This window comes from Methylocystis sp. H4A (genome assembly GCF_015709545.1).
Classification (GTDB): Bacteria; Pseudomonadota; Alphaproteobacteria; order Rhizobiales; family Beijerinckiaceae; genus Methylocystis; species Methylocystis silviterrae.
Map to the genome: position 1 here is coordinate 14080 of NZ_JADNQY010000012.1, position 16194 is coordinate 30273.

The 16194-nt window shown below is 58.3% G+C and carries 15 protein-coding genes and 1 pseudogene; 9 read left to right on the top strand and 7 right to left on the bottom strand.

All coding sequences use genetic code 11. The annotated features are described in order from the left end of the window. The first annotated feature begins 48 nt into the window (after positions 1-48). The 4 genes from IYW40_RS01430 to IYW40_RS01445 all read left to right on the top strand — a co-directional run bounded on the left by IYW40_RS01430 (position 49) and on the right by IYW40_RS01445 (position 3086). Positions 49-243: a hypothetical protein gene (locus tag IYW40_RS01430; protein ID WP_196399134.1), complete on the top strand. Its 195-nt coding sequence runs from the start codon at positions 49-51 to the stop codon at positions 241-243. A 782-nt stretch (positions 244-1025) separates the two neighbouring features. Next, positions 1026-1565 carry a cytochrome c gene (locus tag IYW40_RS01435; protein ID WP_196399135.1) on the top strand — a complete coding sequence of 180 codons (540 nt, stop codon included), beginning with the start codon at positions 1026-1028 and terminating at the stop codon, positions 1563-1565. Positions 1566-1748: 183 nt separating this feature from the next. After that, positions 1749-2756 carry a lyase gene (locus IYW40_RS01440; protein ID WP_196399136.1) on the top strand — a complete coding sequence of 336 codons (1008 nt, stop codon included), beginning with the start codon at positions 1749-1751 and terminating at the stop codon, positions 2754-2756. Positions 2757-2789: 33 nt separating this feature from the next. Beyond that, positions 2790-3086 carry a GYD domain-containing protein gene (locus tag IYW40_RS01445; protein ID WP_196399137.1) on the top strand — a complete coding sequence of 99 codons (297 nt, stop codon included), beginning with the start codon at positions 2790-2792 and terminating at the stop codon, positions 3084-3086. Between the two features lie 163 nt (positions 3087-3249). Here the strand turns inward: IYW40_RS01445 and IYW40_RS01450 are convergent, their stop codons facing one another. The 3 genes from IYW40_RS01450 to IYW40_RS01460 all read right to left on the bottom strand — a co-directional run bounded on the left by IYW40_RS01450 (position 3250) and on the right by IYW40_RS01460 (position 5801). Beyond that, positions 3250-4368, bottom strand: a complete 1119-nt coding sequence (locus IYW40_RS01450) for a hypothetical protein (RefSeq protein WP_210327159.1) — start codon at positions 4366-4368, stop codon at positions 3250-3252. Between the two features lie 241 nt (positions 4369-4609). Beyond that, positions 4610-4909 (bottom strand): antibiotic biosynthesis monooxygenase, encoded by a 300-nt coding sequence (locus tag IYW40_RS01455; protein ID WP_175095965.1) that lies wholly within the window; start codon positions 4907-4909, stop codon positions 4610-4612. A gap of 679 nt (positions 4910-5588) precedes the next feature. Beyond that, a complete protein-coding gene (locus tag IYW40_RS01460; RefSeq protein ID WP_246720582.1) occupies positions 5589-5801 on the bottom strand; it encodes a hypothetical protein in 213 nt (70 codons plus the stop codon). Between the two features lie 28 nt (positions 5802-5829). Between IYW40_RS01460 and IYW40_RS01465 the strand changes: the two are divergent. Next, positions 5830-5931: pseudogene (locus IYW40_RS01465) on the top strand (IS5/IS1182 family transposase); the annotation flags it as partial. Between the two features lie 234 nt (positions 5932-6165). Next, on the top strand, positions 6166-6645 hold the full coding sequence (locus IYW40_RS01470; RefSeq protein WP_196399138.1) for an NUDIX domain-containing protein: 480 nt from the start codon (positions 6166-6168) through the stop codon (positions 6643-6645). Between the two features lie 45 nt (positions 6646-6690). Here the strand turns inward: IYW40_RS01470 and IYW40_RS01475 are convergent, their stop codons facing one another. Continuing rightward, on the bottom strand, positions 6691-8688 hold the full coding sequence (locus tag IYW40_RS01475) for an aconitate hydratase (protein ID WP_196399139.1): 1998 nt from the start codon (positions 8686-8688) through the stop codon (positions 6691-6693). Between the two features lie 219 nt (positions 8689-8907). Between IYW40_RS01475 and IYW40_RS01480 the strand changes: the two genes are divergently transcribed. Then, the gene (locus IYW40_RS01480) at positions 8908-10098 is read left to right on the top strand and encodes an NADH-quinone oxidoreductase subunit D (RefSeq protein WP_196399140.1); all 1191 of its coding nucleotides are present in this window, start codon (positions 8908-8910) and stop codon (positions 10096-10098) included. A 100-nt stretch (positions 10099-10198) separates the two neighbouring features. Beyond that, positions 10199-11575 carry an APC family permease gene (locus IYW40_RS01485; protein WP_196399141.1) on the top strand — a complete coding sequence of 459 codons (1377 nt, stop codon included), beginning with the start codon at positions 10199-10201 and terminating at the stop codon, positions 11573-11575. Positions 11576-11756: 181 nt separating this feature from the next. Here the strand turns inward: IYW40_RS01485 and IYW40_RS01490 are convergent, their stop codons facing one another. After that, complete coding sequence (locus IYW40_RS01490; RefSeq protein WP_196399142.1) at positions 11757-13154, bottom strand: cytochrome B6; 1398 nt, start codon at positions 13152-13154, stop codon at positions 11757-11759. Positions 13155-13559: 405 nt separating this feature from the next. On the opposite strand from IYW40_RS01490, the gene IYW40_RS01495 reads away from it, so the two are divergent. After that, positions 13560-14525 (top strand): complex I NDUFA9 subunit family protein, encoded by a 966-nt coding sequence (locus IYW40_RS01495; RefSeq protein ID WP_196399143.1) that lies wholly within the window; start codon positions 13560-13562, stop codon positions 14523-14525. A 344-nt stretch (positions 14526-14869) separates the two neighbouring features. Here the strand turns inward: IYW40_RS01495 and IYW40_RS01500 are convergent, their stop codons facing one another. Further along, on the bottom strand, positions 14870-15166 hold the full coding sequence (locus IYW40_RS01500; RefSeq protein WP_175095452.1) for a hypothetical protein: 297 nt from the start codon (positions 15164-15166) through the stop codon (positions 14870-14872). A 314-nt stretch (positions 15167-15480) separates the two neighbouring features. Next, a partial coding sequence (locus tag IYW40_RS01505) for an NAD-dependent formate dehydrogenase (protein WP_196399144.1) occupies positions 15481-16194 on the bottom strand: 714 nt, incomplete at its 5' end.

Consider the following 16194-nt stretch of genomic DNA (forward strand, 5'->3'; position numbering starts at 1 on the left):
GCTGGACAACGTTTAGGACAACATCGGCGAAATTTCGTGGGGAGCGACATGGCGAACAAGACGCTGGCCGACTACGCGCAGGAAAAACTGAAAGAGGCGAGCAGGAATTTGGGTTTGGCGGCGATCGACTTTTCAATCCCCGACGAGCAGCTCATAGAAATGCGCGATACCGTCCGCCGGCAAGCCGCCGAGGCTCAGCGCCTACAAAAGAGAAAGGGACTCCTCGGCTTCTTGGGGCTCTAACGGCCTCGCAACGGCCTATCCCTGTCGCCCTGCCCCGCCCCCCTCCCGCACTGCGCGATTTCCGGCGCAAGCGCGTAGCCCGGGCGCTTGGTTGATGAATGTAAGATCGAGAATTGCATGTTCGCCGTTCCCTCCGTTACACGTTCGACCGAGATAAACAGCTTGTCTGCGGACCGTTCGTCAAAAAGCTCCAGATCCCGACGTGCTTCGAGTTGGTTCGGTCCCTTTTCCAGCGGCTGCCTTGTAACAGTGACGGCCATGATTTCGCTATTCGCCCCGCAACGACGTTCGCCTCGCGCTTTCCTTCCACCCTGTCTGACGTCGAATTCATGACTTTCTTTGAAATAGACGCGCCACAAGCTCGACGACTGATCTCGATCTGGTCACGGCTCAGCATGTGACGGCCGCCGCCGTCCAGCGAACAATTTCGCCTCGTTCGCGACTACCGCAAAGCTGGACTGGTTTCGCCGGCGCGGCCGCTTCGCGATCGCGCTCTTGGGTTGCGCCGAGCCGAGGATGGAATCGTATTTCAGCGGCGTCATCTAACCCTCGACACTCTAAAAAGAAGGAGGCCCCTATGCCTGGGACTGCGCGAGCCCGCGCCGTGGGCTTCAATCATGTCGCGCTGGAAGTAGGCGATATCGAAGCAGCACTGTCATTTCTATGCACGGATATTCGAGTTCTAGCTTCGCTATCAATCGCATCCTCGTAGATTCTGCGACTTCAGTCGCTAGATTTGTACGCTATGCCACTTGAAAAATGGCTGTCGGGGAAGGTACGCCATGAAGTTTCTCGCTGGTTTCGTGACAGCGTTCATCGTCAGCGCGGTCGGCGCTTTTCTCGTCATCGTCAGCGGCGTTTACGACGTCGCCGCAACCGCGCCTCACACGCCATTGGGGCGCGCCATTTTCAGTTGGACCATGCGTAATTCTGTGCGCGTCCATGCGGGAAACGAGTCGCCGGAAACCTGGAGCGAGGATCAGGCGAGAAAGGGATTTAAAGACTATGACGCCATGTGCGTCATTTGCCACAGCGCACCGGGGAAAGAGCGCAGTTACATTAGCAAAGGCCTGCAACCCGAGCCTCCGAATCTCGCCGAAGCTTCAGAGCGATGGAGCAGCGCAGAACTGTTTTGGATCATCAAGAATGGCGTCAAAATGACCGCAATGCCCGCATTCGGGCCTACGCATCAGGATGAGCAAATATGGAATATTGTGGCCTTCGTTCGGCGCCTGCCTCGACTGTCCGCCGAGCAATTCCGGGCGATGGAGAGCGAGATCAGAAAATCCTCAGAGAATGAGCAAGATCGCCATCACCAATAAGTGGCGGGGAAAGCCGACTCGAAGAAAGACGAAATCGCAAGTCGAAGCGAATTCAGCATAGGCGCTGTCGTAGTCCAGCAAGATTGAAAGGGGAACATTCGGCTCTAATTCTCGACATGCCTCGAGAAGAAGAAGACGCTGATGTTCCGCAAAGAGCGAGTTTTGCTGACCCTCGCGGTCGCAATGAGCGTTGTTTCGCCGATTGGAAATAGCTTCCAAAGCGACGCTTCGATCGCAGGCGTCGTTGTTCGAGACATCCATGTAGCCTTCAAGGAATGGCGCGTGCCGACGCCTGGCTCGCACCCCCACGATCCTCTCGCAACGAGCGATGGAGCGATCTGGTACACCGGACAGATGGCCAACCTGCTCGGCCGTCTTGATCCTAAGACCGGGCAGTTTCGCGAATTCCGTCTGAAAACCACGAACTCGGGTCCGCACGGGCTCGTCTCCGACGCCAGCGGCAATATCTGGTTCACGGCGAGTTTCAAAGGTTACGTCGGCAAACTCGATCCCACAACCGGTGACATCCGAGAATTTCCGCTTCCCGATCCAAAGGCCCGCGACCCGCACACGCCGGTCTTCGATCAGAAGGGAACGTTGTGGTTCACCGTCATCGGCGGAAATATGATCGGGCGTCTCGCTCCGGTGTCGGGCGAGATCAAGCTTGTATCGTCACCGACCGCAGATTCGCTTCCCTATGGCTTGGCGGTGAATTCCAAGGGCGCGCCGTTCTTCGCCGAATTCGGCTCGAACAGGATCGGACGTGTCGATCCAGAGACGATGCGGATCACGGAATTTGTCTTGCCAAATTCGCAGGCGAGGCCTCGGCGGATCGCGGTGACCAGCGACGATCTCATTTGGTATTCGGATTACCCTAGGGGCTATATCGGCAGATTGGACTCCGCAACCGGCAAGGTTGCCGAATGGCCGTCGCCTGGCGGCGGGGAATCCGGACCTTACGCGATTACGGCGGTCGACGATATCATCTGGTACGCCGAGTCGGCGGCTACGCCGAACATGCTGGTGCGATTCGATCCGAAAACCGAAACGTTCAAGAGGTGGCCCGTCCCTTCGGGCGGCGGCGTCATCCGCAATATGACACCGACGCCCGATGGCGGACTGGCGCTGGCCTGTAGCGGCGTCAACATGGTGGCGCTCGTCCGAATTGCCGAGGAAGCGCCAGCACGATGATACTGATTTCGCCAATCAAGAGGAAATATCCCCATGTCGACGTTTATCATGTTGACGCGCCTCAGCCCCGAGGCCGTGCGATCGCCGCAGGCGCTCGAGCAATTGGAGCGTAAGGCGATGGAGCGTGTGCGCAAAGAATGCCCCGATGTCGAATGGGTCGGCAACTACGCCATTCTTGGGCCTTATGATTACCTGGACGTCTTCCGCGCAAACGACATCGAGACGGCAAGCAAAGTTTCGATGTTGATCCGGACCTTTGGCCACGCCCAGACCGAAGTTTGGCCGGCGACCGAGTGGAACCGTTTCAAGGAAATCGTGCGGACGCTGTGAAAGCGCGCTGGACAGCATTGCCCAACAACGAGATGCTCGGAAAAGCCGCATCACATTCCGGTTCCAACAATTCGCTCCATGGGCAATCAAATCAGGCGAGCGTGCGCGGTGGCGCGTGATCAGATATCTACAAGACCATCTTGCCGTGCACGTGGCCCACTGCTCAAAGAGAGTGCGCCTCGGTTTCGTCCAGCATCTGTCGTAGCCACTGCATATAAGGAGTGCCGCCCGTTCCGCGCGGGTCATCAGTCCAACGATTGATGTATTCCTCAGCCCAACTGTAATGGACCCGCCGGAAGGCCGCCATCGCCTCCAAGACAGCATTGTAGGCCTCCTTATGCATGGAACTGCGGATATCGGGCATAGCCTCGACCTCCTCGATTAGCGCCCGATGCTTGGCTGGCATGTATCTGCGCATATCGACGAGATGATCCGTGAGTACGGACCGCTGGTGGGGAATTTTCATAAAGGCGACGAGCGTCGGCATGATGCTGCTTTGCGCGCCTGTCTCGCCGCGAAAATGCGCGGGGGGCTGGTCAGCGCCTTCGTAAGTCACATTCTCGAAAAAGCGGATGTAAGGCCGGAAGGTCTTGTAATAAAGCTTGGAATCCATGTGCTCAGGAATGCGTTTGAGCACCGCTAACTGTCGTCGCATGGCCTTTTCGATGCGCCAAAGGTCAGCGCTAAGATCAGCGGCATTATCATCCATCAGCCTGCGCTTGATCGTCGCGATCGCTCTTAGAATGTCTGCTGCTATAGCCTCGATCTCGACATGCACCAGGATGAACCAGTGCTCGTCGTACAAATGGACGAAGTTCTGGATCGTGTCGATGTTCCCGAGCGCGATCGGCCCATCCTTGCGGAAGCGTTTCCAATTGTACAGCGCATAGCCATCGTAACTGAGGATCGGCGGGCGTCTGAGCCGTTTCGCCGCGTTAGTAAGCGGTTCGGCAAGGTTGCGGGGAAGAGACGTAGCCGGCTCTTGACCGACTTGATTGACATAGGCAGAGGCCAGAAACCCGACCCGCACGTAATAAAGGCGAAGCTGCGGAAGAGTCATCTCCGAGATGGGTTCTTCCCACTTCGGAATGCGCAAGGCGCGTGCATAGGTTCGGAATCCTTTGTCATAAAGGAGGCTGGTTAGATCGCGCCCAATTTCGTCGAGCGCGGCATAGGGCGAACCCGACGGAAATGCGGCGAGCGGATCGGTTTCGGGAAGAAACCCGCGTCGCGCATATGTCGGCTTCAGCAGCTCACTCTCTTGAATCGTGATCGTCGGCAACTGCTGAACCACTCCTGTTGACTTCGACGAGCGCCAACGTAGCGACCCCGCTGCATACGAGAGCTCTCGGGCGATCTCTAGGACTTCTGCGCATCCCCATTCCGCGCTAGGGCGACGCACGTCCGAGGCTGAACCGTGCGCACGCTCTGTTCGTCGATGATGCGAAGCAAAAGACCTTCAGCTGTAATAAGCAAAGCCGCGAACTACCCGCTCGGATGCAACGTGGGGGCGTTTTACGCGATCAGCCCAGCTTTGACGCCAGCACGTCAACTTTCTCAATTTTCGGCGGCTGTGAGAATAGCTCCGGCACCTTCGCCATGAGCGCTTTTGCGACCTCCCCAGCAAGATGAGCGTCTCTGCCGGCTTCGTCATGGAAGACATCAAAGATGCCGAAGGTGCTGGACGACATTCGGATCGCGAACCACGACACCGTGCCCGGCTCTGCTTCCACGAGGGGCAGCGCCGATTTCAGGAATGTTGCAACCTCGTGCTCCTTGCCAATCTTCGCCTCCAGCGTCGCCAAGATGCCAAAATTTACCATTGCGACCTCCTTAAGAATGTCGGCCTCCGGGCCGTCAGTTTGCACCTTTCGAGGCATTTTGCACAACGAATTGATGGGGCCAGCGCGCGCAATTCGGATGGGAGGCGGATTGTTGCGCGCCATCGATGCGCCGCAGCAATGAATTGGCGATTGCGGCGTTCATTACGCTGTGTCCGGCGTCAGGGCCATTGAGACAGATTGGGCGGCCTCTCCTTGCGCTTGCGTGCAACGTGACGCGCGGCGTTGTAATCCTACCGGTGGCTGGACCCTATGGATTTCCGCCAAATATATTGACTCGGCTTCCATTATTCTTCGGCGTTCGTATTGGCCGATGGAGGAATGCGTGAAGAGAGCGAGCGCGCCGAGCATCGGGATGACAACGCCGCGGTCCAGAGTTACGAAGTTGGCGTCGAGCATCCAAATTCGACACGGGCTGCTCGCAGCCGGCGCTGCGCTGGCGTATTTCGCGCTCGGACTCCCGCTGATCGCGTTGCCGCTCGGTCCGCGCGCCGCTCATATGCCTTCGCACATTCTGCTGATGAACGCCCTAGCGCCAGTCTTGGCCAGTGCGATCATCTCCCGTTTCGGCGACTGCGCGCCAGCTTCGGCTAGGGTCTTAATCGCCGCCACGGCCATCGCGGTCATCGGGATTCCTTTGTGGTCTGGACACTGAATTGCCTCACGTCGCAACGCCGGGGCGAACGCTTTCTGTCGGTCCACGCTCACTTATTGTTAGAGGAATCCCAGTCCGGCGCAGCAGCAACGGTATGGTGAGCCCCTGCACGACGATCGAAAAGCCGACAACGGCGAAGGTCACAACCACGATCTCGTCACGCAAGGGAAGCGTCGATGGGAGCGAGAGCGCCAGAGCGAGACCAAGCGCGCCGCGCACGCCAACGCAGGCGCTGCAGTCAAATCAGGTAGCCCTCTGCAGTTTGGGCTGTCCGGTTCGCTTCCGTCTCACCGCGGGCCAGGCGGGCGACGCGCCGCAAGCCGCGCCGCTCATGGATGGGCTCCCCGCAAAAGGTCGTCATGGCGACGCGGCTTATGGCACATAATGCCTGAAGGCCGTTCCGAACCCTGATTCCTGGCGGCGTGTCACTTCGCTGCTGCGGCCGTACGATGAAATTATCGGCAACATGGATTCCCGAGAGTGGCCCAGCAGTTAGGCCGCCCGAAGCGGCCACATGCGTGAAGGGGGCACCTGCCAAACGTGTTCTCTTGGAGATTTGAAACAGGGGAGTACGAAGATTGAAATGATCAAGCGGAGCGCGGGGATTCTGTTGTTTCGCCGAATCCATGGCTCGCCGCAGGTTCTCCTGATCCATCCCGGCGGCCCCTATTGGCGGCGTAAGGACGAAGGCGCCTGGTCGATTCCGAAAGGACTGTTTGACAAGGGCGAGGAGCCGCTGTCGGCCGCCAAGCGCGAATTTCTGGAGGAAACCGGGACGACGCCCCAAGGCGTTTTCATTGAGCTCGGCGAGTTTCGCCAGCCGAGCGGCAAGCGCCTGACCGTATGGGCGCTCGAAGGAGATTTCGATCTGGACTCCTTTAAGAGCAATACATTCCGAATGGAGTGGCCGCCGAAGTCTGCTCGTCTTGAAGATTTCCCAGAAGCGGACCGCGCGGAATGGTTCGATGCCGAAAACGCCGCGCGCAAAATCACGGAGGCTCAGCGACCGATCCTCGACGCCCTGTTGCGGCTTCTCAGTTCAACGCCATGCTCGCCGACGTAGCAGGGTAGCTGCAGCGGTTGGCGCGCGTGTTCCATAGATCTTCTGCTAGGCCGAGCGCCTCTCAGACGCCTCGTGCATATGGCCAAGGCGGCGTCGATGCGCAATCACGCCGCCATCGATAATGACAGAAATTTCCTTGGGCGTGAGATGGTGTGCCGTTTCGATGTCTCCGTTGCAGCTCGCGAAGATTATAGCCTTCCCGTTCGCGAGCTTGCTGCGCAAGTCCTCACAGTTCAACTTATCGCCAATTTGCAGGCGGTCATAAGCGTCATTGTGTGCGAAGAGCAGCGGGAGAATGCCGTAATTAATGAGATTTTGGCGGTGAATGCGCGCGAAACTCTTAGCGATCACCACGCGCAGGCCGAGATAGCGCGGCGCCGCGGCGGCGTGTTCGCGCGATGATCCCTGACCATAATTCTCGCCGCCGATAACGGCGTGCCCGAGTTTGGCGCCAAGCGCGCGGGCGCGACGTGAATAGTCCGGATCAATCGGTTCGAACGCGAAATCTGAGATGCGCTGCAGATTTGAGCGGAAAGGCAACACCTTGGCTCCTGCGGGAAGAATTTCGTCGGTTGACACGTCATCGCCCATCTTCAGTAAGATCACTAACTCGACCTTGTCAGGGAGAGGATCGAAGTCCGGCAACGAATGAATATTGGCGCTCTTTTCCAAATGAACGCGCTTCGCTTCCGCTGGCGGCGGGGGCGGCTCAATCAGCGACAATTTGGACCTTGGCGCGGGCTCAACCATTTCCGGATAAGGAATGCCGATCTTGCGCGGGTCAGCGATGGAGCCCGCGAGGGCCGAAGCGGTTGCGGTTTCTGGTGAACAGAGAAAGACCGAATCTTCCTTCGTTCCGGACCGCCCCGGGAAATTGCGCGGCGTCGTGCGCAAGGAATTGCGGCCGATCGCCGGGGCCTGGCCCATGCCGATGCAGCCATTGCATCCCGTTTGATGAATGCGAGCGCCGGCGCCAAGGAGTGCTGCAAGTCGACGATCGTCGAGCAGCATCTGCAACACTTCTCGCGACGTTGGATTCACGTCGAAGGAAACAGTTGGCGGAATTGTCCTGCCTCGAACCATTTCGGCGCATATAGCGAAATCCCGCCAACCCGGATTAGCGGAAGAACCGATATAGGCTTGGGCAATCTCCCGGCCTTCAACCTCGGTGACGGAAACGACCTTGCCGGGGCTGGAAGGCAGAGCGATCCGCGGCTCGAGCGCCGACAGGTTGATGCTGTCGTGGACATCATACTCACAGCCTTCATCTGCAGCGAGGGCTCGCCATTGCGCTTCGCGCCCGCGCGCGGCCATGAACGCGCGCGTTGCTTCGTCGGAAGGAAAAATCGATGTCGTCGCGCCGAGTTCCGCGCCCATATTGGCGATAACGTGGCGGTCCATCGCGGTAAGGCCAGCAAGGCCGCTTCCATAATACTCAATTATTTTTCCCACGCCGCCAGCGACGCCGTGACGACGCAGCATTTCGAGTATGACGTCCTTGGCGCTCACCCAGGCCGGTAAGGCGCCATTGAGCTCGACGCCGAATATCGCGGGCGTCTCAGTCACATAGGGCTCTCCCGCCATGGCCAGCGCTACATCGAGGCCGCCAGCGCCAATCGCCAGCATGCCAAGCGAACCGGCCGCCGGCGTATGGCTATCGGAGCCGAGCAGGGATTTCCCTGGCTGACCGAAGCGCTCCATATGCACGACGTGGCTGATGCCGTTGCCGGGCCGCGAATACCAAAGCCCAAATCGTCGGCAGGCGCTTTCCAGGAAGAGGTGATCTTCAGCGTTGAGATTGTCGACTTGTAGCAGATTGTGATCGACATATTGGACGCTGACCTCCGTTTTCACGCGATCAAGGCGCATCGCCTCAAGCGAAAGCATGGCGAGCGTGCCCGTGGCATCTTGCGTAAGCGTCTGGTCAATGTGCAATGCGAGCGGCGCGCCGATTTCCTCGCCGCCGTCGATACGGTGCAGATCGATCAGTTTCTTGGCGAGCGAACTTCTTTTCGATGACTTTAAAGCCGAAGCCTTGGCCAAGGACGTTCCCCCGGAACATTCGTCAGAGCCCCCAGATAGAGCGCGGCGCCGATCAAGACAGCGCAGCAGTTAGGCAGAAAGCACCAAATTGTTCTTTGGGCGATCTAAGCACGCAGGCCGTGCGCGACAGCGGATTCAGTTTCTTCTACCGGATTGGCGCAATTGACGTGGAACACACGCCTCTAAGCAGCGTTGCTCCCCAGAAATTCTGAGGCAGCCATGTTCCTTACTTCGGGACGCGACTTCACCGTGAACTTCGGGCCCGCGCACCCAGCGGCGCATGGCGTATTGCGGCTCATACTCGAGCTGGACGGAGAAGTGGTGACGCGGGTCGATCCACATGTCGGCTTTCTGCATCGGGGAACCGAAAAGCTGATCGAGAACAAGACCTACTTACAAGCGCTGCCCTATTTCGATCGCTTGGATTATGTCGCACCGATGAATCAAGAGCACGCCTTTTGTCTCGCTGCCGAAAGACTGCTCGGACTCGAGCTTCCGAAACGAGCGCAGCTCATTCGCGTGCTCTTTTGTGAGATCGGTCGGCTTCTTTCTCATCTGCTTAATATAACCACGCAAGCTTCAGACATCGGCGCGCTCACGCCCAACTTGTGGGGTTTCGAAGAGCGTGAGAAATTGATGGTGTTCTACGAGCGCGCCTCCGGGGCGCGCATGCACGCCAATTACTTCCGCATTGGGGGCGTGCATCAGGATCTCCCCGGCAAGCTTCTTGATGACATTTATGCCTTCTGTGATCCATTCTTGAAAGTCTGCGACGATCTCGAAGGTCTACTTACTGATAATCGCATCTTTAAGCAGCGCAATGTTGACATTGGCGTCGTAACGCTCGACGCGGCATGGCGCTTGGGCGTTTCCGGCGTGTTCGTCAGGAGCTGCGGCGCAGCGTGGGATCTGCGCAAGGCGCAACCTTACGAATGCTATCCTGAATTCGATTTCGGCATTCCGATCAGCAAGCACGGCGATTGTTACGACCGTTACTGCGTGCGAATGGAGGAAATGCGACAGTCGACCTACATCATGAAGCAATGCCTCGACAAACTCGCTTCGAGCGCAGGTCACGGGCCAATCGCGGTGAACGACCACAAAGTAACGCCGCCGAAGCGTTCCGAAATGAAGCGCTCAATGGAGGCGATGATCGAGCAGTTCAAGCTCTACACGGAAGGCTTTCATGTGCCGGCTGGCGAAGTCTATGCGGCGGTCGAAGCGCCGAAGGGAGAGTTCGGCGTCTATCTCGTCTCCGACGGCTCAAACAAGCCATACAGGTGCAAGATCAGAGCGCCATCGTTCGCGCATCTCGCAGCGGCAGACTATTTGATGCGCGATCACATGCTGGCGGATGTGTCCGCCATCGTCGGCTCGCTCGACATTGTCTTTGGCGAAATCGACAGGTGAGACCCGCGATGACGAACAAGATTTGCAGGCTCAAACACGGCGTCGATAATGCGGTTGTTAGTCGACGATTGTCTCAAGCCTTAGATGCTGATTCATCATTATGTTGAATGAAACTAGTCGGCGCTCGCACGCGATTCAGCCAACGCTAAAACCGGCGATCGGTCCAAAGTTGCTGTTCTTCTTCGTTATCGGCGACGTCGTCGGCACCGGCATATATGCGCTCATGGGCAGCGTGGCCGAGCAGATCGGCGGCGCGCTTTGGCTGCCGTTCCTAGCGGCGTTCGCAGTCGCGTTCCTCACCGCGTTCAGCTATCTCGAATTGGTCGGCAAATATCCCCGCGCTGCCGGCGCAGCGTTATACGTCCAGCGGGCGTTTCATATTCCTTTCCTCACCTTCTTGGTCGCTTTTGCCGTGATGAGTTCGGGCATTACGTCAGCTGCGGCGGCGGCCCGCGCTTTCGGCGCTTATCTCCAGCCCTTTGTCCAATGGCCGGTCATGCCGGCGGCGGTCGGATTTCTCGTTGCCCTAGGCCTGATCAACTTCCGAGGGGTGGCCGAATCGGTGAAGGTCAATATGGTGCTTACCGCCATTGAAGTTTCTGGCCTCTTGCTTGTCATTGCGATCGGCGGCTACGCGCTCGAAGCTGGCCAAGGCGAGCCGAGCCGGCTCTTCGAGATCCATACAGGAGACCAGAGCCTTCTGCTTTCGATCACCGCGGCCACCTCGCTAGCGTTTTTCGCCATGGTCGGGTTCGAGGATTCGGTGAACATGGTCGAGGAATGCGAGGGCGGAGCGCGGATCTTCCCGCGCTCATTGCTTTCCGGACTGGCCGCTGCGGCCGTGCTCTATACGCTGGTCGCTCTCACCGCTTCGCTGCTGGTTCCCGCCGAGACGCTTTCCGCCGCGAAGTCAGATGCGCTGCTGAAGGTCGTCGCCATTGGAGCCCCTGCCTTCCCGCTAAAATTCTTCGCCGGCATCGGCTTGCTCGCCGTGATCAACTCGGCCCTGATCAACCTGCTAATGGCCAGCCGGCTACTCTACGGCATGGCCAATGAAGGCATTCTGCCCCCTGTGTTCGCCGCGGTGCATCCGTCCCGGCGCACGCCTTGGGTATCAATCTTGTTCACCGCCGCGCTTGCTGTGGCGCTGGTCGTCGTCGTCGGCGATGATGGAGTGAAGAAGCTTGGCGGCACCACGGCGCTGCTCCTTCTGTGCGTCTTCACCGGAGTTAATATTGCCTGTCTGGCGCTGCGCCGGGACAAGGTCGAACACACGCATTTTCGCGCGCCTCCCGGGACGCCGCTCCTGGGCGCGCTCTTATGCGGAGATCTCGCCCTTCCGGTGCTTTCCGGTCGGCCGGCGAGCGACTACGCGGTCGCGGTCGGTCTGCTGGGTGTCGGCATGGCGCTGTGGGAGGTGAATCGACGATGGATCAATCGTAGCGCGATCAACGCAAAGACGATCAAGAAGAGCTGAGGGGCGACAAAAAGAGAGCAAAACTCTTGCACGCCCCAGAGACTACCGTTCCCGCCATGCACCCAAATTCCTTCCGCTCGCGTCCATTCCCTGGTGATGCGGTCATTCAAGCGCCGTTGCAAAATTCACGTTGCTGGAGTTCCCGTCGCGAACCATTCGCCGGTTCGCGACGGGAAAGGCGTTAGAGCGCGCGGAGGAATTGCACCAGGTCTTGTTTCTCCGTCGCCGTCAGTTTGGTTCCGATGACCAGGTTGAAGAACTCGACGGAATCCTCAAGGGTCAAAAGCCGCCCGTCGTGGAAATAGGGTGGCGAGTCCTTTATGCCGCGCAACGGAAATGTCTTGATCGGTCCGTCGGCGGTGGCCAGCATGCCGTTGATCATCTCGGACTTGTAAAAGCGCTCCACCTGCAGATTATGCATGGTGTTATCGGTGTAGAAGGGCGGCGCATGGCATGCCGAGCATTGCCCTTTGCCGAAGAAGATTTCCTGCCCGCGCAGTTCGGCCGGCGTCGCTTTCGCCGGATCGAGTTTCCCGAGGACGTCCAGCTTAGGCGCCGGCGGGACATCGAACAGCTCCTGCATTTCCGCCATGAAGTGGATCTGGCTGCCGCGCTCCAGGATGTTGACGCCTTTCTTCGTGGCGATGACCGGATCGCCGTCGAAATAGGCGCCGCGCTGCTCGAATTCGGTGAAGTCCTCGACCGATTTCATGACGCGTTGCGAGCCGAAGAGCCGCTGGATGTTCACGCCTCGAAGCGTAGGCGTATCGATTCGATGACGATTGGCCTGCGGACGGACATCGCCGGCAAGATGCGTTCCGCCGTTGGTGTGGCCATTCGCATGGCAATCGAGGCAGGCAACGCCACGACTCGGTTTCTCCGAGCGGCGATCCTCGGTCTGGTTGAACTGCTGCTGTGCGAACAGCGTCAGCAACAGACGCATGCCTTCGATCTGTTTCGGGTTCAAGATGCCGTTGAAGAGCTCGTAAAAGTTGTCGATGGTGACCAGCTCGCCATGGGAAACGTCGCCGAGGTCCGGACGAGTCGTTAGAAAGATCGGCGGCGGAAATTCCGGCAGAAAGTGATCGGGGATGTCGAAATCCAGGTCGAAGCGCGTGAGGTCGCGCCCTTCCTGCTTCACGACCTCCTTGATTTCGAACTTTGGAAAGAGCATTCCGCCTTCAGGATGGTTTGGATGCGGCAGCGGCAAGAATCCCTTAGGGAAGAGTTTTTTGTCGCGAATTTCCGCTGGACTCATCGACGCCAGCTGGTCCCAAGTCACGCCGGAGGGCAGCTTGATGCGAACGCCCTCCTGCAGGGGTTTGCTGCGCGACATCGTCACGTCTTTGGCGGGCCGATTGCCGAGATCGTAGCGCGCATTGAGAAGATCGGCATGCTTCTTCATGATGTCAGGTTTCGCCGCTTTCATTCGCTCCATGATCGATGCAAAGGATTCTTTGATGTCCACCGGCAAATAGCTGGTCGCTCCGCGCGGATCCTGTTGGGCGTAGGCGAGACTTAAGCCGCCGACGATGCTGGCCATCGCCAGCAATGCCCAAATCATTTTAGTCCGCTGCATGGCGAGCTCCTTTTGCTCGAACTCGACTGTCTGTGACGAAACCAGCAAATCCTGAATGGCAGTTGGCCATCAATCCGCTGCCTCGGTTTGGCTCGCTGGATCAAACGCTTGCCCAGAAGCCGTTTGCCCGCCGCCGAACACGGGCTCAATTCATAATGCACATGTCTGCTTCGAGTTCCGCACTACGGAGAATCGGGCCAATCAACTACAGGGCGGCCATTCCGATTGTTATCGTGAATGCGTTTGCAAAAGTCATTTGTTCGTCTGAAACGAGACACGCGCCGTCGTGCCCCTATCTGACATCATCGCGGACGGGACGGGGGCCTAGCTCACCTCGAGCAGTAACTTCTGTTCTCAAGCGACGCCTGCTTCCTTAATCCGAGGCTCACAACGAACGATAATCAAATGCGAAAAGGACTGGCGACAATATTTGGTGGATCCGGCTTTATCGGACGACATGTCGTGCGGGCGCTGATTTGCGACGGCTGGCGCGTCCGAGTCGCATGCCGTCGGCCCGAACTCGCCGTCCAGCTGCAGTCGTTCGGCGAGCCGGGCCAGATCGAGCTCATTCAGGCTAATTTGCGCCATGCGCAAACAATCGCCGCCGCGCTCGAGGGCGTCGACGCCGCAGTCAATCTCGTCGGAATCCTGACCGAAAGTGACGATCAGACATTCGCCGATATTCAGTCGCGGGGGGCGCGCGCCGTCGCCGAAGCAGTCAAAGAAGCAGGCATAACGCGCTTCGTTCACATATCGGCGATCGGCGCACGTAAGAACTCTCCTTCCGGTTACGCCCGCAGCAAGGCCGAGGGTGAGGCGGCGGTGCATGAACTCGTGCCGCAAGCCATTATCTTTCGGCCGTCGATCGTATTCGGTCCGGAGGACGATTTTTTCAACCGTTTCGCGGCGATGGCGCGCCTTATGCCGATCCTGCCTTTGGTCGGCGCAAGCACGCGATTCCAACCTGTTTTCGTGGACGACATCGCGCAGGCGATAGTTCTCGCCTTGGATGGAAAGGCGACGCCTGGAGCAACCTACGAACTGGGTGGACCCGAGGTGAAGACATTTCGCGAACTGGTTCAGTATGTCTGTGATGTTACGAGGCGCCGTCGCTATATCATCTCGCTCGGCTTCGAGACCGGGAAGCTCATGGCCGGTGTCACTCAACTCGCGAGCAAGCTGTCCTTTGGGTTGTTCCCGAAATTATTGTCCATGACGACCGACCAGGTCGAATTGCTCCGCCGCGACAACATCGTCTCAGACGAAGCGAAAGCCGCCGAAGCCACATTGGAAGGACTTGGAGTCGCGCCGCGGGCGATCGAGGCGACCGTCCCCACCTACCTCGATCGCAATCTCAAGGCCGGCCTTTGACGAGGGGAATTGTCGCGCATGTCCGGCGTCAGAGCCTTTGAGCCAGACTATGTGGGACCGATAAATTATGGAATGGCCCGCCCCTCCGACCGGCAGGCAGCTCATGCCGTCGGTCAGATCAAGTGCCCACTTGTACAGTCAATAAGACGTGGTCGGAAAAACCAGAAGTTTCAGAGCGCCACGAGCGCGCCAAGCCGATTTGGATCCGATCTGCGTACTTGCCATATGGGCCCGCAGCATTATGAGGCCGGACACACGAAAGCGCCCGACCACATGCTCGCGCCTAAAGAAAATCCTTGCATTCGACGGGAGCGTCCCCACACGAAACACACCCTATTCAACACTCAGCGCTCTCGTTTCACTTGTCCCACCCGTGAAGCGAGGTGCGCAAAGGATTGGCTACGGCCCTCGGATGACGCTTGTAACGCCTGTCTCAGAAAGCGCACCGGGAAACAGATCGCATCCACATTCGCGCCCCGCAGTTCGGCGGGCCGATTAGAATCCGCCACCAGAGCAGATTCTGCTTCCGCCAACAGCCGATCGATTTCAGCTTCCTCGAAAACTCCCTTTTCGCGCAAAGCGACAAGCAGGGCGGAAATGACGACGTAAAGGCCCTCAAGCTGAAGATTCGCAGTATTCATGGTTGCCTCCTGGCGTTGGCATAAAGTCCGCCGCCATCGTTCAGAGGCGTCCCGGGCAATGGATCGTGCGCCCACTCAAACTCCCACACAAGAGCCGACGCGTTCTGTCGCATCGCCTGTCGATTGTATAGAGGTCGCTTTTGCTTCGAGGCTTGGAGGTTTGGTGAGAGAACGGTAAGCCGAAAAGCCCTCGGCAAATGATAGCGCTCGAATGAAGTAACTGTTTGGGCTCCCGAGCTCGACACCAAAGCAATGCTTCAGTCGTCCATGATCGGGTCCAGGACCAGCTCCAACGCATCGGGAAGCGGGCAACGTCAGCCTTTCTTGAAGCGGACGGCTTCTTCCGATCCGCTGGTTGCGTCGCCTGCGCTATATGAATGCGCCCCGGCGCCGGCGAGCTTCCCTGCGCTAACGATTAGGTATTCATCGCGGATCGGGCGATTGTCGAACCAGCATTCGAGAATCTCCCGCACGCCAGCTGCATAACGCGTCTGCGCCGTCAGACTGGTGCCAGAAATATGCGGCGTCATGCCATGGTGCGGCATACTTCTCCATGGATGGTCGACCGGTGCTGGTTGAGGAAACCAGACATCGCCCGCATAGCCGGCCAATTGGCCGCTTTCGAGGGCACGCACAATAGCGTCGCGATCGCAGATCTTGCCGCGCGCGGTGTTAACGATGTATGAGCCGCGCTTCATTTTGGCAATTAATGCGTCATTGAACAAATGTTCGGTCTCCGGGTGCAACGGGCAATTTATAGTGACGACGTCACAAACCTCGACCATGCTTTCCACGCTGGGGTGATACGTCACATTCAGGTCTCGTTCGACCGACTCCGAAAGACGATGGCGGTCGAAATAATGAAGGCCGACATCGAATGGCTTCAACCGCCGCAGTACTGCCGAGCCGATGCGACCGGCGGCGACAGTGCCGACCTGCATGGCTTCAAGATCGTAAGAACGCGCTACGCAATCTGCTATGTTCCAGCCGCCTGTCACGACCCATTGGTACGAAGGGATGTAATTGCG